General features: G+C 67.0%; 26 protein-coding genes. 12 read left to right on the plus strand and 14 right to left on the minus strand.

Features of this window, described 5'->3' with window-relative positions:
- Nucleotides 1-34 precede the first annotated feature (34 nt).
- Nucleotides 35-469, minus strand: a complete 435-nt coding sequence (locus CVUC_RS07575) for an SRPBCC domain-containing protein (RefSeq protein WP_096032178.1) — start codon at nucleotides 467-469, stop codon at nucleotides 35-37.
- A 50-nt stretch (nucleotides 470-519) separates the two neighbouring features.
- On the opposite strand from CVUC_RS07575, the gene CVUC_RS07580 reads away from it, so the two are divergent.
- The gene (locus tag CVUC_RS07580) at nucleotides 520-852 is read left to right on the plus strand and encodes an ArsR/SmtB family transcription factor (protein WP_096032177.1); all 333 of its coding nucleotides are present in this window, start codon (nucleotides 520-522) and stop codon (nucleotides 850-852) included.
- Here the strand turns inward: CVUC_RS07580 and rlmN are convergent.
- The 3 genes from rlmN to CVUC_RS07595 all read right to left on the minus strand — a co-directional run bounded on the left by rlmN (nucleotide 849) and on the right by CVUC_RS07595 (nucleotide 3,576).
- Nucleotides 849-2,063 carry a 23S rRNA (adenine(2503)-C(2))-methyltransferase RlmN gene (rlmN, locus tag CVUC_RS07585; RefSeq protein WP_096032176.1) on the minus strand — a complete coding sequence of 405 codons (1,215 nt, stop codon included), beginning with the start codon at nucleotides 2,061-2,063 and terminating at the stop codon, nucleotides 849-851. The genes CVUC_RS07580 and rlmN overlap by 4 nt on opposite strands.
- 198 nt (nucleotides 2,064-2,261) lie before the next feature.
- Nucleotides 2,262-3,062 carry an SDR family NAD(P)-dependent oxidoreductase gene (locus CVUC_RS07590; protein WP_096032175.1) on the minus strand — a complete coding sequence of 267 codons (801 nt, stop codon included), beginning with the start codon at nucleotides 3,060-3,062 and terminating at the stop codon, nucleotides 2,262-2,264.
- Between the two features lie 91 nt (nucleotides 3,063-3,153).
- On the minus strand, nucleotides 3,154-3,576 hold the full coding sequence (locus tag CVUC_RS07595) for an Rrf2 family transcriptional regulator (RefSeq protein WP_012639886.1): 423 nt from the start codon (nucleotides 3,574-3,576) through the stop codon (nucleotides 3,154-3,156).
- 200 nt (nucleotides 3,577-3,776) lie between these two features.
- On the opposite strand from CVUC_RS07595, the gene CVUC_RS07600 reads away from it, so the two are divergent.
- From CVUC_RS07600 to CVUC_RS07610, 3 genes are all read left to right on the plus strand, one after another.
- Nucleotides 3,777-5,774 (plus strand): potassium transporter Kup, encoded by a 1,998-nt coding sequence (locus CVUC_RS07600; RefSeq protein ID WP_096032174.1) that lies wholly within the window; start codon nucleotides 3,777-3,779, stop codon nucleotides 5,772-5,774.
- Nucleotides 5,775-5,777: 3 nt separating this feature from the next.
- Nucleotides 5,778-6,140, plus strand: coding sequence for a hypothetical protein (locus tag CVUC_RS07605; protein ID WP_010918019.1), 363 nt, complete (start codon nucleotides 5,778-5,780; stop codon nucleotides 6,138-6,140).
- An 82-nt stretch (nucleotides 6,141-6,222) separates the two neighbouring features.
- A complete protein-coding gene (locus tag CVUC_RS07610) occupies nucleotides 6,223-7,449 on the plus strand; it encodes an argininosuccinate synthase (RefSeq protein ID WP_010918018.1) in 1,227 nt (408 codons plus the stop codon).
- Between the two features lie 234 nt (nucleotides 7,450-7,683).
- Here the strand turns inward: CVUC_RS07610 and CVUC_RS07615 are convergent, their stop codons facing one another.
- Nucleotides 7,684-7,884 carry a KTSC domain-containing protein gene (locus tag CVUC_RS07615; protein ID WP_096032173.1) on the minus strand — a complete coding sequence of 67 codons (201 nt, stop codon included), beginning with the start codon at nucleotides 7,882-7,884 and terminating at the stop codon, nucleotides 7,684-7,686.
- 219 nt (nucleotides 7,885-8,103) lie between these two features.
- Between CVUC_RS07615 and CVUC_RS07620 the strand changes: the two genes are divergently transcribed.
- The 3 genes from CVUC_RS07620 to CVUC_RS07630 all read left to right on the plus strand — a co-directional run bounded on the left by CVUC_RS07620 (nucleotide 8,104) and on the right by CVUC_RS07630 (nucleotide 9,869).
- Nucleotides 8,104-8,511, plus strand: a complete 408-nt coding sequence (locus tag CVUC_RS07620; protein ID WP_096032172.1) for an MAPEG family protein — start codon at nucleotides 8,104-8,106, stop codon at nucleotides 8,509-8,511.
- Between the two features lie 6 nt (nucleotides 8,512-8,517).
- Nucleotides 8,518-9,186: a LysE family translocator gene (locus CVUC_RS07625; protein ID WP_010918015.1), complete on the plus strand. Its 669-nt coding sequence runs from the start codon at nucleotides 8,518-8,520 to the stop codon at nucleotides 9,184-9,186.
- Between the two features lie 95 nt (nucleotides 9,187-9,281).
- Nucleotides 9,282-9,869 (plus strand): CC0125/CC1285 family lipoprotein, encoded by a 588-nt coding sequence (locus CVUC_RS07630; protein ID WP_024265501.1) that lies wholly within the window; start codon nucleotides 9,282-9,284, stop codon nucleotides 9,867-9,869.
- Nucleotides 9,870-10,012: 143 nt separating this feature from the next.
- On the opposite strand, the gene CVUC_RS07635 is transcribed toward CVUC_RS07630, so the two are convergent.
- Nucleotides 10,013-10,795, minus strand: a complete 783-nt coding sequence (locus tag CVUC_RS07635; protein ID WP_096032171.1) for an SDR family NAD(P)-dependent oxidoreductase — start codon at nucleotides 10,793-10,795, stop codon at nucleotides 10,013-10,015.
- A gap of 72 nt (nucleotides 10,796-10,867) precedes the next feature.
- Between CVUC_RS07635 and CVUC_RS07640 the strand changes: the two genes are divergently transcribed.
- Nucleotides 10,868-11,278: a YkvA family protein gene (locus tag CVUC_RS07640; protein ID WP_010918012.1), complete on the plus strand. Its 411-nt coding sequence runs from the start codon at nucleotides 10,868-10,870 to the stop codon at nucleotides 11,276-11,278.
- Nucleotides 11,279-11,286: 8 nt separating this feature from the next.
- Nucleotides 11,287-11,745: a hypothetical protein gene (locus CVUC_RS07645; RefSeq protein ID WP_096032170.1), complete on the plus strand. Its 459-nt coding sequence runs from the start codon at nucleotides 11,287-11,289 to the stop codon at nucleotides 11,743-11,745.
- Here the strand turns inward: CVUC_RS07645 and CVUC_RS07650 are convergent.
- From CVUC_RS07650 to glmS, 4 genes are read right to left on the minus strand one after another with little or no spacing between them, the layout of a single operon-like run.
- On the minus strand, nucleotides 11,742-12,260 hold the full coding sequence (locus CVUC_RS07650) for a GNAT family N-acetyltransferase (protein ID WP_096032169.1): 519 nt from the start codon (nucleotides 12,258-12,260) through the stop codon (nucleotides 11,742-11,744). The genes CVUC_RS07645 and CVUC_RS07650 overlap by 4 nt on opposite strands.
- Nucleotides 12,257-12,718, minus strand: a complete 462-nt coding sequence (locus CVUC_RS07655; protein WP_010918009.1) for an SAM-dependent methyltransferase — start codon at nucleotides 12,716-12,718, stop codon at nucleotides 12,257-12,259. The genes CVUC_RS07650 and CVUC_RS07655 overlap by 4 nt, the downstream gene beginning before the upstream one ends.
- Nucleotides 12,706-14,949, minus strand: coding sequence for a tetratricopeptide repeat protein (locus CVUC_RS07660; RefSeq protein WP_096032168.1), 2,244 nt, complete (start codon nucleotides 14,947-14,949; stop codon nucleotides 12,706-12,708). Before CVUC_RS07660 ends, CVUC_RS07655 begins: the two co-directional genes overlap by 13 nt.
- A gap of 10 nt (nucleotides 14,950-14,959) precedes the next feature.
- The gene (glmS, locus tag CVUC_RS07665) at nucleotides 14,960-16,780 is read right to left on the minus strand and encodes a glutamine--fructose-6-phosphate transaminase (isomerizing) (RefSeq protein ID WP_096032167.1); all 1,821 of its coding nucleotides are present in this window, start codon (nucleotides 16,778-16,780) and stop codon (nucleotides 14,960-14,962) included.
- 161 nt (nucleotides 16,781-16,941) lie between these two features.
- Between glmS and glmM the strand changes: the two genes are divergently transcribed.
- Complete coding sequence (gene glmM / locus CVUC_RS07670) at nucleotides 16,942-18,288, plus strand: phosphoglucosamine mutase (protein WP_096032166.1); 1,347 nt, start codon at nucleotides 16,942-16,944, stop codon at nucleotides 18,286-18,288.
- A gap of 138 nt (nucleotides 18,289-18,426) precedes the next feature.
- Here glmM and CVUC_RS07675 read toward each other — a convergent pair whose 3' ends face one another.
- The 4 genes from CVUC_RS07675 to CVUC_RS07690 all read right to left on the minus strand — a co-directional run bounded on the left by CVUC_RS07675 (nucleotide 18,427) and on the right by CVUC_RS07690 (nucleotide 23,592).
- A complete protein-coding gene (locus CVUC_RS07675) occupies nucleotides 18,427-21,756 on the minus strand; it encodes an amidohydrolase family protein (RefSeq protein ID WP_096032165.1) in 3,330 nt (1,109 codons plus the stop codon).
- 86 nt (nucleotides 21,757-21,842) lie between these two features.
- On the minus strand, nucleotides 21,843-22,148 hold the full coding sequence (locus tag CVUC_RS07680; protein ID WP_096034707.1) for a winged helix-turn-helix domain-containing protein: 306 nt from the start codon (nucleotides 22,146-22,148) through the stop codon (nucleotides 21,843-21,845).
- 2 nt (nucleotides 22,149-22,150) lie between these two features.
- Entirely contained in the window at nucleotides 22,151-22,723 is a 573-nt protein-coding gene (locus CVUC_RS07685) for a hypothetical protein (RefSeq protein WP_096034708.1), read from the minus strand.
- Between the two features lie 122 nt (nucleotides 22,724-22,845).
- Entirely contained in the window at nucleotides 22,846-23,592 is a 747-nt protein-coding gene (locus CVUC_RS07690) for a DUF6065 family protein (RefSeq protein ID WP_096032164.1), read from the minus strand.
- A gap of 76 nt (nucleotides 23,593-23,668) precedes the next feature.
- Between CVUC_RS07690 and CVUC_RS07695 the strand changes: the two genes are divergently transcribed.
- Both CVUC_RS07695 and trxA read left to right on the plus strand, forming a co-directional pair.
- The gene (locus CVUC_RS07695) at nucleotides 23,669-24,175 is read left to right on the plus strand and encodes a prolyl-tRNA synthetase associated domain-containing protein (RefSeq protein ID WP_010918000.1); all 507 of its coding nucleotides are present in this window, start codon (nucleotides 23,669-23,671) and stop codon (nucleotides 24,173-24,175) included.
- A 109-nt stretch (nucleotides 24,176-24,284) separates the two neighbouring features.
- Nucleotides 24,285-25,184 carry a thioredoxin gene (trxA, locus tag CVUC_RS07700; protein ID WP_096032163.1) on the plus strand — a complete coding sequence of 300 codons (900 nt, stop codon included), beginning with the start codon at nucleotides 24,285-24,287 and terminating at the stop codon, nucleotides 25,182-25,184.
- The last annotated feature ends 11 nt before the right edge of the window (nucleotides 25,185-25,195 follow it).

The raw sequence follows: 25,195 nt of genomic DNA on the forward strand, positions 1-25,195 counted from the left end.
GGGGCGCCCGTGCGCGGGGAAATGCGCGCTACTTTTAGAAGCCCTGGCGCAGGTTGATCCCGTGCTCGATGAAGACCTTCAGAGCGCACAGCATGCCGGTCCAGCCCTCGCAATTGCCGAAGGCGGCCTTCTCGCCCACCGGGGTGTTGCTCCAACCGGTCTCATGAATCCGGACCAGGGTGCGGCCGTCGCCCGTGTCCGCGAAGGTCATGGTGACCGTCGTCGTATCGCCCGTGGGCGCATCGCAGCGCAGGACGATCTTTTCGTTGGCGATGACCTCGACCACCTCGACCGGGAACGCGCCCGGGAAATCGTGGAAGTCCCAGGTGACCGTCGCACCCGTCTCCAGGCGGCCCTGGGCGCCGCCGGTGGTGAAATAGCCCGACAGCTTGGCGGGGTCGACCACCGCCTCAAAGACCTCGGCCAAGGGTTTGGCGATACGGCCGCCGACCGTGAATTCGTAGGGCATGGATAGGCTCCGTCCTTGCTAGGCGGGACCATGTGTTATAATTCTATAACATGTCAAGCGAGGACGAATCGGACCTGATCTTCAAGGCGCTGGGGCACCGGGTCCGGCGACGGATGCTGGACCTTCTGAAGGAAGAGCCGCTGACGACCGGCATGCTGTGCGCGCGGTTTCCCGAACTCGATCGCTGCACCGTGATGCAGCATCTGGGCGTGCTGGAAGAGGCGGGCCTGGTGGTCGCCGAACGGCGCGGGCGCGAGCGCTGGAACCACCTGGACGCCCTGCCGATCCACGCCATCCACGAGCGCTGGATCGGGCCCTACGCGGCCTATGCGGCAAGCATGCTTAGCCGGCTTAAGACGATCGTGGAGACGGAAGAGGCCTAAGCCGCCTCGTCCTCGTCGTCGTCAGACAGCACGCCCGCCATCGCCGCCAGCGACAGCTTGCGCAGGGCCGAGGCGCGGACCTTCTCGCTTTCGCTCTTCAACTGGCCGCAAGCGGCAAGGATATCGCGGCCGCGCGGGGTGCGGATCGGCGAGGAATAGCCGGCCTTGTTGAGGATCGCGGCGAAGGCCTCGATCGTCGCCCAGTCCGAGCACTGATAGTCGCTGCCGGGCCAGGGATTGAACGGGATCAGGTTGATCTTGGCCGGAATGCCCTTGATCAGCTTGACGAGGGCGCGGGCTTCCTCGGGGCTGTCGTTGACGCCCTTCAGCATCACGTACTCGAAGGTCACGCGGCGGGCGTTGGACAGGCCCGGATAGGCGCGAATGCCGGCCATCAGCTCGGCGATCGGGTACTTCTTGTTCAGCGGCACCAGCACGTCGCGCAACGGATCGTTGGTGGCGTGCAGGCTGATGGCCAGCATGGCCTGGGTGGTCGAGCCCAGCTTTTCCAGCATCGGCACGACGCCCGAGGTCGAGACCGTGATCCGGCGACGCGAGATGGCGATGCCCTCGTTGTCGCTGATGATCTCGATGGCGTCGGCCACCTGGCCCAGATTGTAGAGCGGCTCGCCCATGCCCATGAACACGATGTTCGAGAGCTGGCGGTCTTCCTTGTCGGACGGCCATTCGGCCAGGTCGTCCTTGGCCACCTGCACCTGGGCGACGATCTCGGCCGCGGTCAGGTTGCGGACCAGAGGCTGGGTGCCGGTGTGGCAGAAGCTGCAGTTCAGCGTGCAGCCGACCTGGCTGGACACGCACAGGGCGCCGGCGCGGCCGACCCCGGGGATATAGACGCTCTCGACCTCGATGCCCGGGGCCATGCGGATCAGCCACTTGCGGGTGCCGTCCTTGGACACCTGGCGCTCGACGATCTCGGGGCGGGCGATGGTGAAGGCCTCAGCCAGACGCGCGCGGGTCTCCTTGGCCACATCGCTCATGTCGGCGAAATCGGTGACGCCGCGATGGTGCATCCAGCGGAAGATCTGGGTGGCCCGCATCTTGGCCTTGCCGTGCTCGACCACGCCGCTCTCGACCAGGGCCGCGACCAGCTGCGGACGCGTCAGGCCCGACAGGTTGATCAGGGGCTTGGTGACGGGGGTGGCGGGCGCGGCGTCGGACGAGACGCGCGACAGGTCAAGGGTGACGCTCAAGGGGATGTCCGGCTCTTCGGGGTCGAGGCGGGCTTATAGCAGATCAGGCCCGGTTTTCCAAAAGGACCGGCCTGCGACCTAATCCCTGTCATCCCGGACGGAGCGCAGCGAAGATCCGGGACCGCCCAAAACACGGCGCTTCCTGTGGTCCCGGCTCGGCGCGCTTCGCGCTTGGCCGGGATGACAGCATACGTCGCCCTACACCTTCCGGAACCGGCTTCCCTGGCTGGCCATCAGGGCCAGGGCCCAGTCGTCGGGGACGATCTTGGCGATGGCGGCGATGGCCTTGTTGGGCGCGCCGGGCACGCAGATCGAGCGGTTGGCCTCGGCGGCCTCGTAACCGGCGGCGGCGACCTCGTCGGCCCCCAGCCACATCCACTCGGGCACGCCCTGGCTGACCTGGGCGCGGGTGCCGTTGACGTCGTGAAACTCCGAATAGGTGAAGCCAGGGCACAGGGCGCTGACATGGACGCCGTTGGCCAGGTTCTCCAGGTGTAGGCTTTGGGAGAACTTCACCAGAAAGCCCTTGGTGGCGGCGTAGAGGGTGTGGCCGGCCGCGCCGGGAACCAGACCCGCCAGCGAGGCGACATTGACGATGCGGCCGAACCTGCGCTCGACCATGCCCGGCAGAACCTTGTGGGTCATTTCGCAGACGCTGGTCAGCATCAGCTGGAGGAACTTGGCCTGATCCTCCCAGCTGGTGGCGTCATAGGTTCCGGGCAAACCATAGCCGGCGTTGTTGATCAGGGCGTCGACCTCCCGGCCCTGCTCGGCGATCGCCGCGAGGACGGCGCCGACACCGCCCGGTTCGGCGAGATCGGCGGGGATCGCATAGGCCTCGACGCCCGAGCGCAGCGTGATCTCGGCGGCCAGGCCCTCCAGGCGGTCGGCCCGGCGCGCGGTCAGGGCCACGTCATAGCCGTGGCTGGCGTAGATGCGGGCGGAGGCGGCTCCGATGCCGGCGGAAGCGCCGGTGATCAGGGCGAGACGACGGGCCATGAGATGGGGATCCAGTGGAAGGCGAGACTTCGCTGGAGACGAGCACGGCCCGCGATTTGGTTCAAGCAACCGTCCAAAGCCGGCAAGCGCGCTACTGAAGCCCGACCAGCAGGTCCGCGACCGTAATCTGGGAAAGCCGCTCGGCGGCGGCCTGGTCGGCGGAAAGGATCGCGGCGCGGACCGCGTCCGGGATCTTCTCGCCCACCGGGCAGCCCTTCACGCCCTTGGGCGCGACGCCCAGATGGGCGCAGCCATTGACGGCCCGGAGCACCACGTCGAGCGTGATGGTCTCGGCGGGCTTGAGCAGCCAGGCGCCGCCGTTGGCCCCGGCGCGGGCGCCGATCAGTCCGGCCTTGCCCAGCATGGCGGTGACCCGGCGCACGACGACGGGATTGGTCGGCACCGAGGCGGCCAGTTCGGCGCTGGCCACGGCGCGGTCGGCCGAGAAGGCCGCCTTGTGGGCCAGATAGGCCAGGGCGTGGGCCGCGACGGGGAATTTCTGACTGTCCGACATCTCAACCCGGGAACGTAAGGTGGCCGCCCACGCGTTCAACCGAAAACTGTCCTGCGCCGAAAGCCTTCATCGATGGCAGGACCGAATGACGCAACGCAGCGTGACGATTGAACCCGGCGCGGTTTGGGTGTATCGCGCCGCGCTTGATCGCGATATGGGTCGGCCAGCAGCGTTTTGCGAGGGCTCCCCGGAGGGATTACATGGCTTCCGAAGCCCCCCACGATTCCGCACCCGACTGTGCGCCCGCGTCTTCCGACATTCCGCAACAGGACGGCGGCTCGACCAACGGGCATGGCCACGACCTGAAGGGGCACGGCTTCTTCGCCCTGGCCCTGGGGTCGGTGGGCGTGGTGTTCGGCGACATCGGCACCAGCCCGCTCTACGCCTTCAAGGAAGCCCTGGCGGCGGCCTCGCATGACGGCGTCACCCGCTCGGAGATCTTCGGCGTGGTGTCGCTGGCCCTGTGGGCGCTGATCCTGATCGTGACGATCAAGTACGTCGTCTTCATCATGCGCGCCGACAACAAGGGCGAGGGCGGCGTCCTGTCGCTGATGGCCTTGGCGCAACATGCCATGGGCAAGCGCACCACCCTGGTCTTCGTCCTGGGCGTAGCCGGCGCGGCGCTGTTCTATGGCGACGCGGTGATCACGCCGGCCATGTCGGTGCTGTCGGCGGTCGAGGGTCTTCGCACCATTCCCGCGCTAGAACATGGCGTGACCAACGAGGTCGTGCTGCTGATCGCCACGGTGATGCTGCTGGGCCTGTTCTTCATCCAGAGCCGGGGCACGGCCTCGGTCGGCAAGCTGTTCGGTCCGGTCTGCGCCGTGTGGTTCGGTGTCATGTTCTCGCTGGGCCTGATGAACCTGGCGGCCAATCCCGGCATCCTGATGGCCATCAGCCCCTACTATGCTGTCGAGTTCCTGGCCGAGCACGGCCTGACCGGCTTCATCGTGCTGGGTGCGGTGTTCCTGACCGTGACCGGGGTCGAGGCCCTGACCGCCGACATGGGCCACTTCGGCCGCTGGCCGATCCAGGCCGCCTGGCTGTTCTTCGTGCTGCCGTGCCTGGCCATGAACTATCTGGGTCAGGGCGCCTTCGCCCTCACGACGCTTGAAACCGCGCAGGCCGCCGGCAAGGCGATGCCCGAGCTGAACTGGTTCTTCGAGATGGCCCCCGAGGCGCTTCGCCTGCCGCTGGTCTTGCTGGCCGGCGCGGCGACGGTCATCGCCAGCCAGGCCGTCATCACCGGCGCGTTCTCGCTGACCCAGCAGGCCATCCAGCTGGGCCTGCTGCCGCGCCTGGACGTGCGCCGCACCTCCGAAACCCAGTCGGGTCAGATCTTTGTGCCGCAGCTCAACACCATGCTGCTGCTGGGCGTGCTGGCCATCATGTTCACCTTCCAGACGTCCTCGGCCCTGGCCCACGCCTATGGCCTGGCCGTGACCGGCACGATGATCGTCACCACCTGCATGGCCTTCATCGTCATGCGCAAGCTGTGGAAGTGGAGCATGCCGATGGCGCTGCTCTTCCTCGTGCCGTTCCTGGCCCTGGACATCACCTTCCTCAGCGCCAACGCCCTGCGCTTCTTCTCGGGCGGCTGGCTGCCGGTGCTGATCGGCGCGGCGCTGTTCACGATCATGGCCACCTGGGTGCGCGGCAGCCAGATCCTGACCGACAAGACCCGTCGGGACAGCCTGCCCGTCGCCGACTTGATGGACATCCTGCGCGCCCGCGCCCCGCACCGCGCGCCGGGCACGGCGATCTTCCTGACCTCGGACCCGGACATGACGCCGGTGGCCCTGATGCACAACCTCAAGCACAACAAGGTGCTGCACGAGCGCAATGTCATCCTGACCGTCCGCACCGCCGAGACGCCGCGTGTGTCGGAGGAGGAGCGGGTCAAGATCGAGAAGGTCAACGACGACTTCAAGAAGGTCGTGGTCAACTACGGCTTCATGGAAAGCCCGAACATCCCCAAAGCCTTGGCCGTGTGCCGCAAGCAGGGCCTGAAGTTCGACATCATGGCCACCAGCTTCTTCCTGGGGCGCCGCTCGATCGTGCCGTCGGCCAACAGCGGCATGCCGCTGTGGCAGGACCGCCTGTTCATCTACCTGATGCGGAACGCCGCCAACCCGACGGACTTCTTCAAGATCCCACCCGGCCGCGTGGTCGAGCTGGGCGCGCAGGTCACCGTCTAGGCGATGGAAACGGCCCTGAGGATCCTCGGCGACGGCCTGTCGATCGCCGCCCTGACCATCATCGCCACCACCGCTCACGGCGCGTGGAAACGCATCCCGGCCGGGACCAGCGTGCCGATCGTCTGGGGTCGCGAGGGCAAGCCCGCGCTTCGGCTCACCAAGGCCGCCGGCCTGCTGTGGATCCCGGTGGCGTCGATGGCGATCATCTTCGCCTTCACCCTGTCTGGGACGACCTTCCGGGCGCAGGGGCTGGAGGCGGTGATGGTGTTCTGCGTGCGCGCCACCCTCGGCGCCGTCCTGGCCATGGCCCAGCTTTTCCACCTGCGCTCCGTCATCAAGACGTTGCAGGACGAGGGCCAGCTCTAGCGGCCCTATTTACGCTTGACCCGCGCGGGCTTTCGCCGTTGAAGGCGCGCGACTTTGTGTTTCCTCGATAAGGACCCCGCTCATGGCCGACAAGTCCGTGAAGAAGGTCGTGCTCGCCTATTCGGGCGGTCTCGACACCTCGATCATCCTCAAGTGGCTGCAGACCGAATACGGCGCTGAGGTCATCACCTTCACGGCCGACCTCGGCCAAGGCGAAGAGATCGAACCGGCCCGCGCCAAGGCCCTGGCCGCCGGCGTCAAGCCCGAGAACATCTTCATCGAGGACGTCCGCGAAGAGTTCGTGCGCGACTACGTCTTCCCGATGTTCCGCGCCAACACGGTCTATGAGGGCCAGTACCTCCTGGGCACCTCGATCGCCCGTCCGCTGATCGCCAAGAAGCAGATCGAGATCGCCCGCAAGATGGGCGCAGACGCCGTCAGCCACGGCGCGACCGGCAAGGGCAACGACCAGGTCCGCTTCGAGCTCGGCTATTATGGCCTCGAGCCCGACATCACCGTGATCGCCCCCTGGCGCGAATGGGACTTCAAGTCCCGCGAGGCCCTGCTGGACTTCGCCGAGAAGCACCAGATCCAGATCACCAAGGACAAGCGCGGCGAAGCGCCGTTCAGCGTCGACGCCAACCTGCTGCACTCCTCGTCCGAGGGTAAGGTCCTGGAGGACCCGGCGGTCGAGGCCCCCGAGTTCGTCCACATGCGCACCATCGCGCCGGAAGACGCGCCGGACGCCCCGACCATCATCACCATCGACTTCGAAAAGGGCGACCCGGTCGCCATCGACGGCGTGGCGATGAGCCCGGCCACCCTGCTGACCAAGCTGAACGAGCTGGGCCGCGACAACGGCGTCGGCCGTCTGGACCTCGTGGAAAACCGCTTCGTCGGCATGAAGTCGCGCGGCGTCTACGAGACTCCCGGCGGCACGATCCTGCTGGCCGCCCACCGCGGCATCGAGAGCATCACGCTGGACCGCGGCGCCATGCACCTGAAGGACGAGCTGATGCCGAAGTATGCTTCGCTCGTCTATAACGGCTTCTGGTTCTCGCCCGAGCGCGAGATGCTGCAGGCCGCCATCGACTACAGCCAGGACAAGGTCACCGGCCGCGTCCGCGTGAAACTGTACAAGGGCAATGTCACGGTCATCGGCCGCGAGAGCCCCTACTCGCTGTATGACCAGGACCTGGTGACCTTCGAAGAAGGCAAGGTCGCCTACGACCACCGCGACGCCGGCGGCTTCATCAAGCTCAACGCCCTGCGCCTGCGGGTGCTGGCCAAGCGCGACAAGCGCGGCTAGGCGGCTTTAGGGCCGGACGATCAAAGGGCGTCGCGAGGGAGACCTCGCGGCGCCTTTTTCGTTGGCGCGAGGGGGGCGCGTTCGGGAACCCCTCTCCCCTTGCGGGAGAGGGTGGCCGCCGAAGGCGGTCGGGTGAGGGTCGCGCTCCGCTATCCTGAGACGCCTTTCAACCCCTCATCCGTCAGCTTCGCTGACACCTTCTCCCGCAAGGGGAGAAGGAAATCTCGGTCCACCCTACACCCGGTTGTACGGATACCGATCCCGGATGATCCGCTGGAAGAACCGGCCCTTTGAGCGCGACCTATAGAACGCCGCGCTGATCCGTTCGGGCACGCCGACATAGACGTATTCGTCGCCGTCATGGAACGTGACGAACAGCTTGCCGTGTTCGGGGGTGTAGGCGATGTCGGCGATCGCCGTGGATTCCACTCGCATGGCGCAAAGCCTCCGCGGATGAGGATCGTCATCGGGAAAAGCGAACGAGCGCGGGCGAGGTTCCAACGGCCCGGTCGCGCGCGCGGTGACAGCTATCTCTAACAATTGTTTAACGCGCAAGTCCTTAAAGGCCCCGCGCGCGGGGATGCCAAGCCGCCTCGAACCCGGCTAGGGTCGTCCCCTAAGCGGCCGCGAAGGCCGTGGGGAGGGAACAAACACATGCAGCAATCCCATGCGCTGGTGGCGATCGTCACCCTGCTATCCTTGCTGGTCTATGTCTGGATGATCTTCAGGATCGGCGGCGCGCGCCGTCGCACCGGCATCGACGCCCCGGCCATGACCGGCGATCCGGAGCTGGAGCGCCATCTGCGGGTGCAGGCCAACACCGTCGAGTGGCTGGTCATCTATCTGCCCTCGCTGTGGCTGTTCGCGCTCTACTGGAACGACCTGTTCGCCGCGGCGGCCGGCGTCGTCTGGATCATCGGCCGCATCCTCTACGCCCTCGGCTACGCGGCCGACGCCAGGAAGCGCGAGCTGGGCTTCATCATCCAGATGCTGGCGACCGCGGTGCTGCTGTTCGGCGCCCTGGGTAAGGCGATCTACGTCTACGCGGTGATTGGAGCCTAGCACCACTTGGTGGTCCATGGCGGAGCGGCCTATATCCGCGCCATGGACCACCTGCCCGTCGATCCCGCCCGCTACGGCGCCTTTCTGGTCGCGATGTTCGTCATGGCCATCACGCCGGGACCGGCCAACCTGTTCGCCATCGCCACCGGCATGGAAAAGGGCAAGGGTGCGGCCCTGGCGGGGGTGGCGGGCATGAACTGCGCCACCCTGATCTGGTTCATCGGCTCGGCCCTGGGCCTGGGCGCCCTGATCATCGCCTTTCCTCAGGCCTTTCACCTCCTGGCGCTGGCCGGCGCGGCCTATCTGGTCTGGCTGGGCCTGAAGTCCCTGTGGGCCGGCTGGAAAAACGCCGAAAGCCACGCGGTCGCCGCCGTGCGGGGCGGCAAGTCCGCCTTTGTCGACGGCTTCGCCGTGCAGATCGCCAACCCCAAGGCCCTGTTGTTCTTCACCGCCGTCCTGCCGCCGTTCCTGGACGTCGACCGGCCGCTGGTCCCGCAGCTGCTGATGTTCGCCTGCGCCACCATCGGCATGGACCTGATCAGCATGTCGGCCTACGGCGTCGGCGGCGCGGCGCTGTCCGACCGGATGAACGAGCCCGGCTTTCGGCGCGGTTTCGCGATCCTGGTGGGGGTGCTGCTGATCACCGCCGCCGGCTTGATCGTCTCGCGCGGCTAAGTTTTCGCCTGTGAGGCAAAGCGGCCTTGGCGAAACCACAAAGCCCAGCCAGAGTTAAGCCTGATGTCCAAGGACTCCGCGTGAAGGAGCACGTCATGTCGATCAAGAAGGTCGCCCTCGCCGCCGCCCTGGTGGTGACCGCCGGTCTCGCCGCCTGTGCGACGCCAACGCCCTATCAGCCCCGGATCACCTCGGGCGCGGTCACGGGCGGATTCTCGGAACAGAAGCTGGAAAGCGACCGCTATCGGATCAGCTTCGCCGGCAACAGCCTGACCTCGCGGGAAACGGTCGAACGCTATCTGCTGTATCGGTCGGCCGAGCTGACGGTGCAGCAGGGCTATGACTGGTTCGAGACCGCCGACCATCGCACCGACCGCACCTCGCGCACCTATGTCGAGGCCGATCCGTTCTCGCGACCGGGTTTTGGCTGGGGGCCGTACGGCTACTGGCGTCCGGCGTGGCGCTACTACGGCCCGGCCTACGGCTGGCGCACCTGGGATCCCTTCTGGGGTGACCCCTTCTTCGCCGACCGCGCCCAGATCCGGACGATCGAGAAGTTCGAGGCCGGGGCCGAGATCGTCATGCACAAGGGCCAGAAGCCGCAGGGCGAGCCGCGCGCCTATGACGCCCGCGAGATCATGGCCAACCTGGCCAGCACGATCGTGCGGCCGGAAGCGAAGTAGGTCGGGAAATCCTCTCCCTCGGGTAGAGGTGTCGATCCGAAGGAGCGACGGAGAGGGAAGTGTCTGCGGGGCCTCCGCATCGCTTCCCCCTCCGATCGCTTCGCGATCACCTCCCCCGCTAGGGGAGGATTTTTATGCGCAGACTACCGCGGCGCCATGCGGATGCCGCCGTCCAGGCGCACGTCCTCGCCGTTGAAGTAGCCGCAGGTGATCATGGTGACCGCCAGTTGGGCGTACTCTTCGGGGTGACCCAGGCGCTTGGGGAACGGCACGCTGGCGGCCAGGCCCGCTTTCACCGCTTCGGGCGCGTTGTTCATCAGCGGGGTGTTGAAGATGCCCGGCAGGATGGTGTTGACGCGGATACCCTCGCCCATCAGGTCGCGGGCGATCGGCAGGGTCATGCCCACAACGCCGCCCTTCGAGGCCGAATAGGCCGCCTGGCCCATCTGGCCGTCTTCCGCCGCGACCGAGGCGGTGTTGACGATGGCGCCGCGCTCGCCGTCTTCCAGCGGCTCCAGATCCAGCATGCCCTTGGCCGACTTGGCGATGCAGCGGAACGTGCCCACGAGGTTGATCTGGATGATGCGGTCGAAGGCGTCGAGCGGGAAGTGCTTGGTCTCGCCGGTGGCCTTGTCGCGGCTGGCGGTCTTGGCCGCGTTGCCGGTGCCGGCGCAGTTGACCAGGATGCGCTCCTGGCCGTGGGCGGCGCGGGCCTTTTCGAAACCGGCGTCGACATCGGCGTCGCTGGTCACATTGACCTTACAGAACACGCCGCCGATTTCCTTGGCGACCTGCAGGCCGCGCTCTTCGTTCATGTCGAAGAGGGCGACCTTGACGCCTTGGGCGGCGAGCGCGCGGGCGGTGGCTTCGCCGAGGCCCGAAGCGCCCCCGGTGACGACGGCGGCGACGGTGTTGTCGAGTTTCATTGGACGTTTCCCTGCTAGTTCGCGTTTGAAGCGTTCGCGGTTAGGATCGAATTTGAACAGAGGTTTATCCCGATGAGCGGCGACGCCAAACCGTCCCCCGACGTAAACGTCAACGAGGTGCTGGATCCGGCCAAGGCGCTGGTCCCGGCCACCGTGCGCGTCAACGAGGAGAAGGTCCGCGAGGGTTTCCTGCCGAAGATCCGCAAGGTGGCCGCGAAGATCCCGTTCGCAGCCGACGCCCTGTCGGTCTGGTGGGCCGCGCGCGATCCTGAAACGCCGATCGCGGCCAAGGGCATGATGCTGGCGGGCCTGGCCTATTTCGTCCTGCCGACCGACGCCCTGCCCGACGTCTTGCCGGCCATCGGCTTCACCGATGACGCCGCCGTGATCGCCGCCCTGGTGGCGATCCTGGGCAAGACGCTGAAACCTCGCCACAAGGAGGCCGCCCAGGCGTTCCTGGCGCGCCTGTCCGACGACGCCTGAACACGACCATGTCTTTGATCGCGATCGGCCTCGCCGCCGCCCTGAACCTCACGACCGTTCCCGCAGACGCCGAGGACAAGGCCGTGCTCGCCACCACCCAGGCCTTCTTCGACGGGCTTGAGGCCGCCGACCCCGCCGCCATGCGCGCTGCGGCTCTGCCCAACATCGCGATGATGGCCTTGTCGACAAAGCCCGATGGTACGATCGATGTCCGCCGGTTCGCCTTCGAGGACAGCTTCGGCAAGAAGGTCGCGCCCGGCCTGAAGGAATGGATGTGGTCGCCCGTCGTCGTGCGGCGCGGGGCCCTGGCGACGGTCACGGGGCCGTTCGAGATTACGCGCGAGGGCAAGACCGTCCATTGCGGGGTCAATGTCTTCACCCTGGCCAAGACCGAGGGCGCCTGGAAGGTCGCCAGCGTCAGCTGGACCGCCGAACCCGACGCCTGCCCCGAACTGCGTCAGCGCTAACCCACCCGGAAGGTCAGCACCTCGCCGTCCCAGCGGGCGTCTTGGCGGTCTTCCTCGACCACATCCCGCACGCCCGGATAGGTCTCGGCCACCCGGCGCCAGAAGGCGCGCGCGGCGGTGTTTCGGCGCACCGTCGCCGCCTCCCACACGCCCCAGGCCGAGCCGAACAGCGCGTGGGCGGCCGCCAGTCCCACGCCGCGCCGGCGATGCTTGCGAACCACGAAGAACTCGGCCACCGCCCGGTCGATCGGCGTAGGGGAGTGGGCGAAGTCGTTGACCAGGGCGAAGCCCACCGGCAGGCCTCCGATCCGGAACAGCCACGCCTCGCGAACAGGATCGCGCCAGTAGGTCTCCAATCCGGGATAGCCTGAATAGCGCCCGTCGGGACCCAGCTCCCCCTCGACCGCGCGGTCGAACCACAGCTCCGAGAAGTCGTGGAGATAGAACTGCATCAGGTTGGCGATGATCGCCGCCTCGTCGGCGCCGGCCCGGGAAACGACGAGGCCCGCGCTCACCAGTACTGCTCCATGATCGCCTTGGCCCAGTCGGGCTCGCGGACCTCGCCGCGCGGCGCAAAGCCGCTCATCACCGGCTTGATGTCCAGCACGGGCGTGCCGTCGATCGCGTCCAGCCCGCGCACCTCCAGAACCCGGCCCGCGACCGAGACGATCTCGCAGACCGTGACGCCGATCCGGTTGGGCCGGTTCTTGCCGCGCTGGGCGAAGATGCCGATGCGCGGCCAGTCCTTGTTGCCGCGGGGGTGGCGGGCGCCCGTGACGATCTGATCGTCGCCGACCTTGTCGAACACATAGACGATCTCGGCGTGGCTGAAGCTGTCCAGCCCCATCAGCGCCTCATCGTCAAAGCGGGCGGGATCCAGAACGATCCGGGCGCGGCTGTCGCCCCAGTCGTCGTCTTCGGGAACGGTGCGGCCGCCTTGGACCCGACCGATAGGCGTCATCAGGATCGACATGGGGCATCCTTGGGCAGAGGGTGCGGACGGCCCTGGCTCCACATTCCCCAAAGCGTGTCGCCAAAGTCGCGCGCAAACCGTTCAGGGTCAAACAAGGGCGTCGTCAGCGCGCTGCGCCGGAGGGCGGGCCGGTCATGCGCGACATCCCTGACTGCGGCGAACGCGACGGCCTTGGCGAGATAGTCTGCTCTATCACGAGCGACCCACGCCGACTGACCGGCGTTCCGCGCTATCGACTCCCCGAGTCGCGCCAGAAAGCGATCACCCGCCAAGGTCAGCACCGGAACCCCCATCCACAAGGCGTCCACTGAGGTGGTTCCTCCGGGATACGGGAAGGTGTCCAGCACCAAGTCTATCCTGTTGTAGGTCTCGAAGTACTCGGCTCTCGACGACGGGCCTTCCAATATCAGCCGATCGCTGGAGACGCCTTCGCGCGCAAAACGGGCTTGGATGTCCGCGACGACTTGCGCGTCGACGAACGGCTTGGCCTTGAGCAGCAGCTTGGACTCGGGGACGGCGCGCAGAATCTGTGACCAGAGCGCAACGACCTCGCCGTTCATCTTTGAGAGATTGCCCAAGCAGCCGAATGTCATGAACCCGTTCGTCAAGGCCGGCGGCGGGTTAATGGGGATGGATCGTTCGTGCGGCGCCGAGCAAAGCCAGGTCTCCGGCAGCCGCCAGAGCGTCTCGGTGAAGCGTTGCTGCTCGGTCTCTGTCACCATGTATCGGTCACCGAGGAAGTAATCCATTTCCGGCAAGCCCGTCGTGGCGAAATAGCCCAGCCAGGAAGCCTGCACGGGGGCCGGACGGAATGCGAAGACCGGTAGGCGATTGTCAGCGGTGTGTCCCGACAAGTCTACAAGAACGTGAACGCCCTGCGTGTGGATTGCGGTCGCGGCGGCATGATCATCCATTCCGAATATCGGACACCACCCAGCGAAGAACGGCGAGATTCTGGATGTCAGTGCATCGGTCTTGGGGGTCGTTGGGAAGGCGAACAGCTCGAAACGGTCACGGTCAAGATGCTGGAACACGCTTTCGCTGAAATAGCCCACCGGGTGACTGTTCAGGTCGCCAGAGATGAACCCGACCCGAAGTCTCCGAGGTTCTGGCTGGATCGACCAAGCGCTGAACTTGGGCGTCGCGGCCGCAGAGGCCACCGAACCATATTGCTTGGCCTCTGCGAGATAGGTGTCGGGCGACGAGGTCTCGAAGTAGTTCAGGCACAAAAGCAGGTTGCTGTGAGCTTCGAGATAGTCCGGCTTCAGTCCAATCGCGGCGCGGTAGAAGGCCTCCGCGTCCGCAAAGCGACCCAGGTCCTTAAACACATCGCCGAGATTATTGTGGGCTTGGGCATCAGCCGGATTCAACTGGATGGCCCGCCTAAAACACGTCTCCGCCTCGGTCAGGCGACCGGAGAGCTTGAGTGCGCAACCGAGATTGCAATGGGCTTCCGAATAGTCTGGCTTCAGCCGGATAGCCTGCCTGAAGCTCTCCTCGGCCTCGGCCGCCCGCGCGAGGTCGATCAGAGCATTGCCCAGAGTAAGATGGACCTGAGGATAGTCTGGAGCTAGGGCGAGCGCGCTACGGCACGCCGCCTCCGCCTCCTCAGCCCGCTTGAGCTTCAACAGGAGTATCGCCAGATTCTTGAAGGTTTCGGCGTCTTGCGGGTTGAGACTTAGAGCTTGGCGCATCGACGCCAGCGATTCCTCCGAACGGCCCGTCACGCTAAAGACCGCGCCAAGAACCTTCCAGCCAAGCTCATGATTGGGGAAACTGAGCGTCAGGGCATGGGCTTGGCTTTCGGCCGCTGCAAGGTTCCCCGAACGATACTGCGCGACAACAGAGTCCAGCAGCGCCTGCGGCGGCTGCGAAGCAGGGTCTAGTCGCTTCTCCAAGCGCTCAACGGCGTCTCCCGTTAGACCCCTGCGCTTGGCTTGCTCAAGATGGTCCCGGGCGGCCGCAGGCAACCCCGCTGCGATCAAGGCATCGATGTAGCTGACCCAAAACTGACCTTGGGCGGGATTGATCTCCAACGCCGCCTTCAAAAACGACAGTCCCGCCTGAGGCTTGCCGACGCCCACCGCCAGGACGCCGAGATTGTGGTTCGCGTCGGCGTGACCTGGGGCGGCGTCCAGTATGGCGCGATAAAGTCGCTCGGCGTCTTGAAGCTGTCCGGAGCGATGGGCCGCGATCGCCTGCGCCAGGGCTTGATCGACGGTCAGCCTCATCCCCGAGGCCCTACTCCACCGTCACCGACTTGGCGAGGTTGCGTGGCTGATCCACGTCCGCGCCCTTCACCACGGCGACGTGGTAGGCCAGAAGCTGGATCGGGGCCGACATCACCAGGGTCGAGACCAGCGGGTCGCTGGCCGGGGCCGTCACCACCACCTTGGCGCCGGCCGGCGCGTGCTTCACGCCTTCGGTGTCGGTGATGAAGATCACCTGACCGCCGCGCGCCATCACCTCGCTCATGTTCGAGGCCGATTTCTCGAAATAGCTGTCATAGGGGGCCAGGATGACGATCGGGGTCTGGTCGTCCACCAGGGCGATCGGGCCGTGCTTCAGCTCGCCGGCGGCGTAGCCCTCGGCGTGGATGTAGCTGATTTCCTTCAGCTTCAGCGCGCCTTCCAGGGCCAGGGCCGACATCGGACCGCGACCCAGATAGAGCACGTCGCGGGCCTTGGCGACGTCGGCGGCGATCTCCTTGATGGCGTCTTCCAGGCCGATGGCCTCGGCGATCAGGCGCGGGGCTTCCAACAGCACCTTCACGAGGCGCTGCTCTTCGGCGGCGTCGATCGTTCCGCGCGCCTTGGCGGCGGCGATGGCGAGCGCGATCATCACGCTGACCTGGGCGGTGAAGGCCTTGGTCGAGGCGACGCCGATCTCGGGACCGCAATGGATCGGCCAGACCACGTCGACCTCGCGGGCCATGGTCGATTCCTGGGCGTTGACCACGACTGCGCTCTTCATGCCCTTGGCCTTACAGTAGCGCAGGGCCGCCAGGGTGTCGGCGGTCTCGCCCGACTGCGACATGGCCACGACCAGCGAGCCGGGCCGCAGGGCGGGCGTGCGATAGCGGAACTCCGAGGCGATCTCGACATCGACGGGCAGGTCGGCCAGCTGCTCGATCAGGTACTTGCCGATCACGCCGGCGATATAGGAGGTGCCGCAGGCGACGATCTGGATGCGATCCAGCGTGGCGAAGTCGATATCGCCCGGCACGGCCGCCTTCGAGGTCAGGGTGTCGACATAGGCCGCGATCGTGCGCTGGCAGCCTTCGGGCTGATCATGGATCTCCTTTTCCATGAAGTGCCGGTAGTTGCCCTTCTCCAGCATGACCGACGAGGTCGGCACCACGCGCACGGGCCGCTCGACCGGCGCGCCCGAGGCGTCAAAGATGCGGCGGCTGTCGTGGTCGAGGGCCACATAGTCGCCCTCCTCCAGATAGATCACCCGGTTGGTGAACGGTCCGACGGCCAGAGCGTCCGAGCCCAGGAACATCTCCCCCTGGCCCTCGCCGACCACCAGGGGACTGCCGCGACGCGCGCCCAGCAGCAGGTCGGCCTCGCCCTGGATCAGCACCGCAAGCGCGTAGGCCCCGGTCAGCCGGTCCAGCGTGGCCTTGAAGGCGTCGAGCGGCGCCAGCCCCTTGGCCAGCGCCACGTCGATCAGCTGGGCGATGACCTCGGTGTCGGTGTCGCTCTCGAACGTGCGCCCGGCGGCGGCCAGTTCGGCCTTCAGCTCGGCGAAGTTCTCGATGATGCCGTTGTGGACCAGGGTCACCCGGCCGGCGGTATGCGGGTGAGCGTTGCGGACATTGGGCGCGCCGTGCGTGGCCCAGCGGGTGTGGCCGATGCCGGTGGTCGCCGTCAGGGGCTCATCGGCGAGCACGGCTTCGAGCGCCTTGATCTTGCCCTGGGCCCGACGGCGCTCGACCTTTCCACCGACCACACCTGCGACACCGGCGGAGTCATAGCCGCGATACTCCAGCCGCTTGAGGCTCTCGATCAGCCGGTCGGCGACGGGTTCTTTTCCGACGATGCCGATAATGCCGCACATGGGCCATGATCCCTTGTAGAACGCGCCGACAGGATTATGCCTACCGACACGCGAATTTCCGTGAGGCGCCTTTAGCACTGGCTAAAGACCGCATCGCATAAATCTGCATTTCGGATCGTTTCGCGGTCCGACGACGACCCTAAAGAGACGACAGCACGACCATGAGCAAGCGCGCCTATTTCGGCACCGACGGCATCCGGGGCCAGGCCAACAAGCATCCGATGACGGCCGAGGTGGCCCTGCGCGTCGGTCTGGCGGCCGGCAAGCTGTTCCGCTCGCAGGACGAACGCCGCCATCTGGTGGTGATCGGCAAGGACACGCGCCTGTCGGGCTACATGATCGAGCCGGCCCTGGTGGCGGGCCTGACCAGCGTAGGCCTGGACGTGCGCCTGTTCGGCCCGCTGCCCACCCCGGCCGTGGCCATGATGACCCGCTCGATGCGCGCCGACCTCGGCATCATGATCAGCGCCAGCCACAACAGCTTCGCCGACAACGGCATCAAGCTGTTCGGTCCCGACGGCTACAAGCTGTCGGACGCCCAGGAGCTGGGCATCGAGGCGCTGATGGACCAGGGCCTGCAGGAAGGCCTGGCCGCCCCCCGCGAGCTGGGCCGCGTCAAGCGGATCGACGACGCCCAGGCCCGCTATGTCGAGATCGTCAAGGCGACCTTCCCGCGCCACCTGAACCTGTCGGGCCTGCGCATTGTCATCGATTGCGCCAATGGCGCGGCCTACAAGGTGGCTCCCACCGCCCTCTACGAGCTGGGTGCGGAGGTGATCACGCTGGGTGTCTCGCCCGACGGCACCAACATCAACGAGGAGTGCGGCTCGACCCATCCCGAGGCTATGGCCAAGATGGTGCGCGAGTACCGCGCCGACATCGGCATCGCCCTGGACGGCGACGCCGACCGCCTGGTGATCTGCGATGAGAAGGGCGTGGTCGTCGACGGCGACCAGATCATGGCGATCATCGCTGCGGCCTCGCACAAGGCCGGGACCCTGAAGGGCGGCGGCGTCGTGGCCACGGTCATGTCGAACCTGGGCCTCGAGCGCCAGTTGAACACTATGGGTCTCTCGCTGGAGCGCACCGCTGTGGGCGATCGCTATGTGATGCAGCGCATGCGCGAGGGCGGCTTCAATGTGGGCGGCGAACAGTCGGGCCACCTGATCCTGTCGGACTTCTCGACCACGGGCGATGGCCTGATCGCTGCCCTGCAGGTGCTGGCCGTCATGGTCGAGACCGACAAGCCGATGAGCGCGCTGGGCCGTCAGTTCGAGCCGGTGCCGCAGCTGCTGGAAAACGTCCGCTTCGCCGGCGGCAAGCCGCTGGAGGCGGCGGCGGTGAAGGAAGCCATCGCCGACGGCGAGGCCCAGCTGAACGGCGCGGGCCGCATCGTCGTGCGCGCCTCAGGCACCGAGCCGCTGATCCGCATCATGGCCGAGGGCGACGACCCGGCCCTGGTGAGGAGGGTCGTCAAGTCGATCGCCTCGGCGGTGAAGGCGGCCTAAGGAGGCCCGCCCCCTAGTCGTGTCATCCCGGAAAGCCCGCAGGGCTTATCCGGGACCCAGGGGGTGAAGAAGCGCGGCGCAAGCGGCCCCTGGGTCCCGGCGCTTCGCTGCGCTACAGCCGGGATGACACAGGTTTCATCACCCCACGTCGTCAGTGTGGCCCGAGCCGCCGGAGCCGCCGCTCCAGACCTCTCCCGAGCGTTCCCACCAGTAGGGCTGGCGCACGCGCTGGCCGGTCACGGTCTCGTTGAGGGTCGCCGCATCATAGAGCCGGCCACCCAGCATCACGCGGTGCAGCTTGTCGCTGTTGCGGATGTCGACGGTCGGGTCGGCGTCCAGCACCAGAAGGTCGGCCAGCTTGCCGATCTCCAGCGAGCCGACGTCCTTGGCGTAGCCCAGCGAGCGGGCGGCGTTGATCGTACCGGCCGCCAGGGCCTCGACCGGGCTCCAGCCGCCGCGCGCGAACGACCACATCTCCCAGTGTGAGCCCAGGCCCGCCTGTTGGCCATGGGCGCCGATGGCCACCTGCACGCCGCGATCGGCCAGCTTCTTGGCCTCGCGCGCGGCGGCGCCGTCGACATAGTCTTCCTCGGGGGCTGCGGTCCGGCGAACGTTCTGGGCGGCCAGCAGCGCCGGCGGCGCGTGCTTGGACAACAGCGGATGCCTCCAGACGTCCATGTGCTGACGCCAGTAGGGATCACCGGCCGGACCGCCATAGGCCACGACCAGGGTCGGGGTGTAGTTGGTCTTGGTCTGCGACCACAGGCTGACGATGTCGTCGTAGAAGCGATCCACCGGCACGTTGTGCTCGACGGTGGCGTTGCCGTCCTGGATCAGGGTCACGTCCATGTTGTAGAGCGACCCGCCCTCCGGAACGACCTCCATGTTTTCCTTCTGGGCCGCGACCACGACCATCTGCCGCTGGTCCCGGCGGGGCTGGTTGTAGTTCTTGACGCTGTGCGCGCCCTGCGCCTTGAGCCGGCGCACATGGGCCAGGGCGTCGTCCAGGCTGTTGATCTCAGCATAGACCTCGGCGGCCTTGGCCCCATAGATGATCTCGCCGGTCGAGAAGGTGCGCGGGGCCAGGATCTTGCCGGCGCGCTGCAGCTCGGCGGCGGGGAAGATCATCGACGCCCGCGACGAGGGATCGTGGATCGTCGTGGTGCCCAGCGCCAGATTGGCCATGGCCGACCAGTTCTGCTGCGGGATCAGGTCGTCCGTCCCCTGCGGCCCGTGGGCGTGGGCGTCGACAAGGCCAGGGATGATGGTCTTGCCGGTCACGTCGACCACCTTGGCGTCGGCGGGAACCGGCGTGCTGACCTTGGGACCCACCGCGACGATGCGGTCGCCTTTGATCACGATGACGCCGTCGTCGATGATCCCGCCGGACGTGTCGGCCATGGTCACGACGCGCGCGCCGGTCAGGACAACGACGCCCGTCGGCTTGTCGGCGGCGACCTCCATCGACAGCGACAGGCCGGTCTTCACGGGCTTGAACTTGCCGTCGTCCTTGCCGGCCCCCTCGGCGGCCGGGGCGCTGGCGTACAGCGCCTCCGTCTCGGCGGTGAACAGGGTCGGACCCATGCTCCAGTGGACCTGCTTGCCGTCCCTGGACCAGTGGATGAACTCCGCGCCCTCGGCGCTGACGCGCGTCACCGGCAGGGCGCCGCCCTTCTGATCGACCGCGACCTCCTGGGTTCCGGGCATCAGCGGCATGACAAAGGCTTCGTAGTTCTGGCGGAACGCGACGTTGCGACCGTCCGGCGAGACCTGGAAGTCGTTGACCATGTCGCCGCTGGCGTGGACCCGCCTGGCCTGGCCGTTCAGGTCGGTGCTGACCAGCTGGCGCTTGTCGCCGCTCGACATCAGCATGAACACCCGGTCGTTGGCTGCGCCGAACTGCGGCTCAGAACCGCCGCGCGAGACCCGCACCGGCGTCCCGCCCGCAGCGGCGACCCGGTAGATCCCCGGATCCTGCGACCAGCGCCCGGAGGTCAGGCCGCCGCCGCGACGGCGCTCGAACACGATGGTCTTGCCGTCCGGCGAGAAGCGCGGCGCACCATAGTGGCCCGGCTGGGCGATGACGTCCTTGGCGACGCCCCCAGCGGCGGGCACGGTGCGTAAACGCCCCAGCCCCGCGTCGGTCCAGCTGACGAAGACGATCGTGCGGCCATCGCGCGACCACGACGGATAGAGCTCGAAGGCGTCTTCGTCGCCGTTGACCAGACGACGGGCCTCGCCGCCGGCCGTCGACTTGATCCACAACTTGCCCAGGGTCTCGAACACCACCGACTTGCCGTCGGGCGACACGCTGGCCCAGCGCGGCATCTTGGTGGTGAAGCGATCCGGCGCGACCGCGACCTCGGGATGAATAGCGTCGATCACCACGCGGGTGTCGTCGATCTTGAACGGGATCACGCTGGAGGCGCCGTCCGCCACATTGACCCGCCGGATCTTGCCGCCGGCCCAGACCACCACGGCCGCGCCGTCGGGCGTCCAGGCCATGTTCGGATAGACGCCGGTGACCGCCCAGGTTTCCTGCACGTCCTGATCCAGCGCGTCATAGATCTTGCGCTCCTCGCCCGAGGTCAGGTCCTTCACATACAGCTTGGACTTGGTCCGCTCGCGGCGGACGAAGGCGATCTTCTTGCCGTCCGGCGACGGGCTGGGTCGCACCGAGCCGCCCAGGCCCGAGACGGCGGTCGTCACCTCGCCGGTCTCCAGGTCATAGCGCTCGATGTCGAACAGGGCGGTGTTGGAGTCTTGCGCGTACTCAAAGATCGGGCCGGGCGTGACGTTGCGCGTATAGAAGACGCTCTTGCCGTCGGCCGCATAGATCGGCTCGCCTAGTTCCTTTTGCAGCTGCTCGCTGGCGCGCTTGACCAGCTGGACGCCGCCGCCGCCCGAGACGTGATACACCCACACCTCGCCGGTCCCCAGTGAGCGTCCGGTGGTGAAGTGCTTCTTGGCGACGATGAAGCGGCCGTCCGGGCTCCAGCTGGGCTGGTTGAGAAGGCGGAACTCCTCCTTGGTCACCTGGCGCTTGTCGCCGCCGTCGAGGTTCATCACCCAGATATTGTCGCCGCCGCCCCGGTCGGAGGTGAAGGCGATCCGCTTGCCGTCGGGCGAGAACCGCGGCTGCTGGTCATAGGCCAGGCCCTCGGCGATGCGGGTCGGCGTCCCGCCCGCGATCGGCATGGTGTAGATATCGCCCAGGATGTCGAAGGCGATCAGCTTGCCGTCGCGCGAGACGTCGACATTCATCCAGGTGCCGTTGTCGACGCTGATGCGCACCTCGCGGGTCGCGACGCCGGGCGGGGCGTTGACGTTCCACTTCTCGGGCTTGTCAGGCTTGGCGGTCGCCGCCGCCGGCGCGCCGGCCGGCGCCGTTTGCGCCAAGGCCTGATGGGCCAGGGCCGAGCCCGACATCAACAACAAGGCGGCCAGCGCCGTCAGCCGACGATCCATTTGATTTCCCCCGAACACCTGATGGGCACGATTTGGGCGTGACCCTAGGGGGGAAGGTGGTCAGTGTCACGGCCGGGGTTCCTCGGTTAACCGCCCTCGTCCTCGGCCGCCTCGACCACGCTACGCAGATAGTCGACATGGGCGCGGAAGGCTTTGCGACCCTGCGGCGTCAGCTTGGCCTGGGTGCGGGGGCGCTTGCCCACGAAGTCCTTCTCGATCGCCACATAACCGGCCTTTTCCAGGGTGGCCAAATGGCTGCCCAGATTGCCGTCCGTCGCCTGGGTGATGGTCTTCAGGCGCGGGAAATCCAGCGGCTGGCCCTTCTCGGCGCTGAGGGCGGCCATGATCTTCAGGCGCAGCGGCTGGTGGATGATGTCGTCGGATCCCGCCACGCTCAGCGCCTCCACAGCCAGACGCCGCTGAGGAACAGCGCGCCGCTCGCCGCCGCCATCCAGAAGGCCAGCCAGGGCTGGAACAGGAAATAGCCGATCAGGGTCAGGGCGAACATCAAGGCCCCGATCACCGCATAGCGCGGCGCGGCCCAGAACCCGACCACGGCGTAGATCACCCCGATCAGCAGGCCCGGAAAGGCCATGGCGGCGGCGGGTTCGGTGGGCTTCATCACCCAGAAGACGCTGAGCGCGAAGATCATCAGGGCCAGCGAGCCGCCCAGCAGGCGCCAGGTCATGCCCGGAGGCGCGCCGGCCGCTGCAGGCTTGCCGGTCCGCGCCAGAAGCAGGGCGCCGGCGACGCCGACGACATCCAGGCCCAGCCAGACGGGCAGCCAGAGCTCAGGCGGGGCCAGGCCCATGGTCAGGTAGCCGGTCGCCCAGATCAGCGCCCATAGCATCAGGATCGGCCCGCCGAGCCGGTAGCCGCGCAGGGTCATGCCCCGGCGTTGCGTGTTCTCGATATCGGACAGTGCGGCGGCCGCGTCATTTCGGCTGATCGTCATGAGACCCTCCAGGTTCGGGCGCATCAGAGCGCTCTGTAGATCAGAGTTAGATCTCGAGAGATACTCTGTCAAGCAGAGTCCTCTGAACGCTTGCGTGCGGGGGGGCGGCCGTCGCGCCGCGCCCAGGGTCCCGCCTAGATGCCCAGCTTCGGGGCCTTCATCCGGCGCTTGTTGACGTGGTGGCTGGGCGCCTCGGCCTGGATCTCCTCGGGGTATTCGCCCTTGAAGTAGAAGCGCTGCCAGGCCTCCTTGGTGGCCTCGGGGTCGCGCTTGAAGATCAGGTTGTTGAACTCGGTGCGCTTCTCGGCCCAGACGTCGTATTGGCGGCGCAGCTCGGGATTGGAGTTCATCGAGCGGATCACCGGCTGGAAGGCCTCCATCGGCTTGTCCTGGATCAGCATGATGAAGCAGAAGGTCTCGCCCTTCTCGAACCGCACCGTGCCCGGCCGGGTGAAGATCCAGTTCATCGTGAAGGGGAACGGCAGCCAGTCGGTCTCGATCACCCCGGCCAGCGGCTGGATCCCGTCCTTGACGTGGTTGGGCGGCCCCATGGCCATCAGCGACCAGCCCGGCGGCGTGCGGAAGAGATAGCCGGTGTGGAACGTCACCACACCCCGCGTGAAGTGCGACTTCACGAAGTCATGGAAGCCCGGATAGGGGTGGTCGGGCTGGAACTTGATGCATTCCTGGTGCGCCCCGCCGTCCCAGGTGGCCGTAAAGCCGACCGGGCAGAGAATGTCCCACCCCGTGGTGTTGGCCATGGTCAGCGGCAGGCAGCGATAGGGATGGCGCTCGGCGAACCGGTCCATCCAAGCGCGCTGCGGCCGTCCCGGCACGATTTCCGGCGGACGGTTCTCGGTGGGATAGCACTCCAGTTCCATGCCGGTCCTTTGTCTGTTCTTCCTGCCCTTTCGTCAGGTCTAGCGCTCGCGGCCTTGCGCCGTCTAGTAGAGGCGCATGAAGACCCGCGCTGACCTCTTCGCCTTCTTCGACGCCCACGGGGTCGATCACAAGACCCTGGACCATCCGCCCGTCTTCCGCGTCGAGGAGGGGCTGGAGATCAAGGCCGCCATGCCCGGTGGCCACACCAAGAACCTGTTCCTCAAGGACGCCAAGGGCCAGCTGTGGCTGATCTCGGCGCTCGGCGAGACGACCATCGACCTGAAGAAGCTGCATCACGTGATCGGCTCGGGCCGGCTGTCGTTCGGGCCGCAGGAGATGATGCTGGAGACCCTGGGCGTGACGCCCGGCTCGGTCACCGCCTTTGGCCTGATCAACGACACCGAAAAGCGCGTCCGCTTCGTGCTGGACAAGGCCCTGGCCGACAGCGACCCGGTCAATTTCCACCCGCTGAAGAACGACGCCACCACCGCCGTCAGCCAGGCCGGCCTGCGCAGGTTCCTCGCCGCCCTGGGCGTTGAGCCGATGATCGTCGATTTCGCGGCGATGGAAGTGGTCGGCTAGCGTCGCCCTCGCACCCTCCCAAACGACGAACGGGTCATTGCGCGCGGGCCGATCAGAGACCATCTTGACGGCGAAAGCGTTCCCCCAATTTCCGAGTACGAGAACCCCGATGTCCCTGATCGGCGAAAAGCCCGCGCCCTCTTCGAAAAGCGACCACATCAAGGACGGCACCGACGCCAGCTTCATGGCCGACGTCATCGAGGCCTCGAAGACCCAGCCCGTGATCGTCGACTTCTGGGCCACGTGGTGTGGTCCCTGTCGCCAGCTGACCCCGACGATCGAGAAGGTCGTCAACGCCGCCAAGGGCGCGGTCAAGCTGGTGAAGATCGACGTCGACAAGAACCCGGGCTTTGCGGGCCAACTTCGCGTGCAGTCGATCCCCACCGTCTACGCCTTTGTCGACGGCCGGCCGGTGGACGCCTTCCAGGGCGCCCTGCCCGAGAGCCAGGTCCGGGCCTTCGTGGAAAAGCTGGCCGGGGCCGCCGAGGGCGGCGCCCTCGACGAGATCATCGCCATGGGCAAGGAGTCGCTGGAGATCGGCGATCTGGGCGGCGCGGCCCAGGCCTTCGCCCAGGCGCTGCAGATCGACCCGACCAGCGCCAAGGCCCTGGGCGGCATGGCCCGGGTCTATCTGGCCAACGGCGACCCGGAAGGCGCCGCCGAGGTGGTGGCCATGGCCCCGGCCGACGCCAAGGACCCCGATCTCGACGCAGCCCGCGCGGCCCTGGCCCTGGCGGCCGAAGCGCCGTCGGAGACCGCCGCCTTCGAACAGCGTCTGGCCGCCGATCCCGATGACCACGAGGCGCGGCTGGAGCTGGCCAAGGCCCTGGCGGGCGTGGGTCACCTGCAGGACGCCGCCGACCATCTGCTGACCATCATCGCCCGCGACCGCGCCTGGAACGACGACGCCGCGCGCAAGCAGCTGCTGACCGTGTTCGAGGCCGCCGGCCCGACGTCGGAAGTGGCCAAGCAGGGCCGGCGCAAGCTGTCCTCGATCCTCTTCAGCTAGCCCAAGGAGCC

The sequence above is a fragment of the Caulobacter vibrioides genome (assembly GCF_002858865.1).
GTDB classification, from domain to species: domain Bacteria; phylum Pseudomonadota; class Alphaproteobacteria; order Caulobacterales; family Caulobacteraceae; genus Caulobacter; species Caulobacter vibrioides.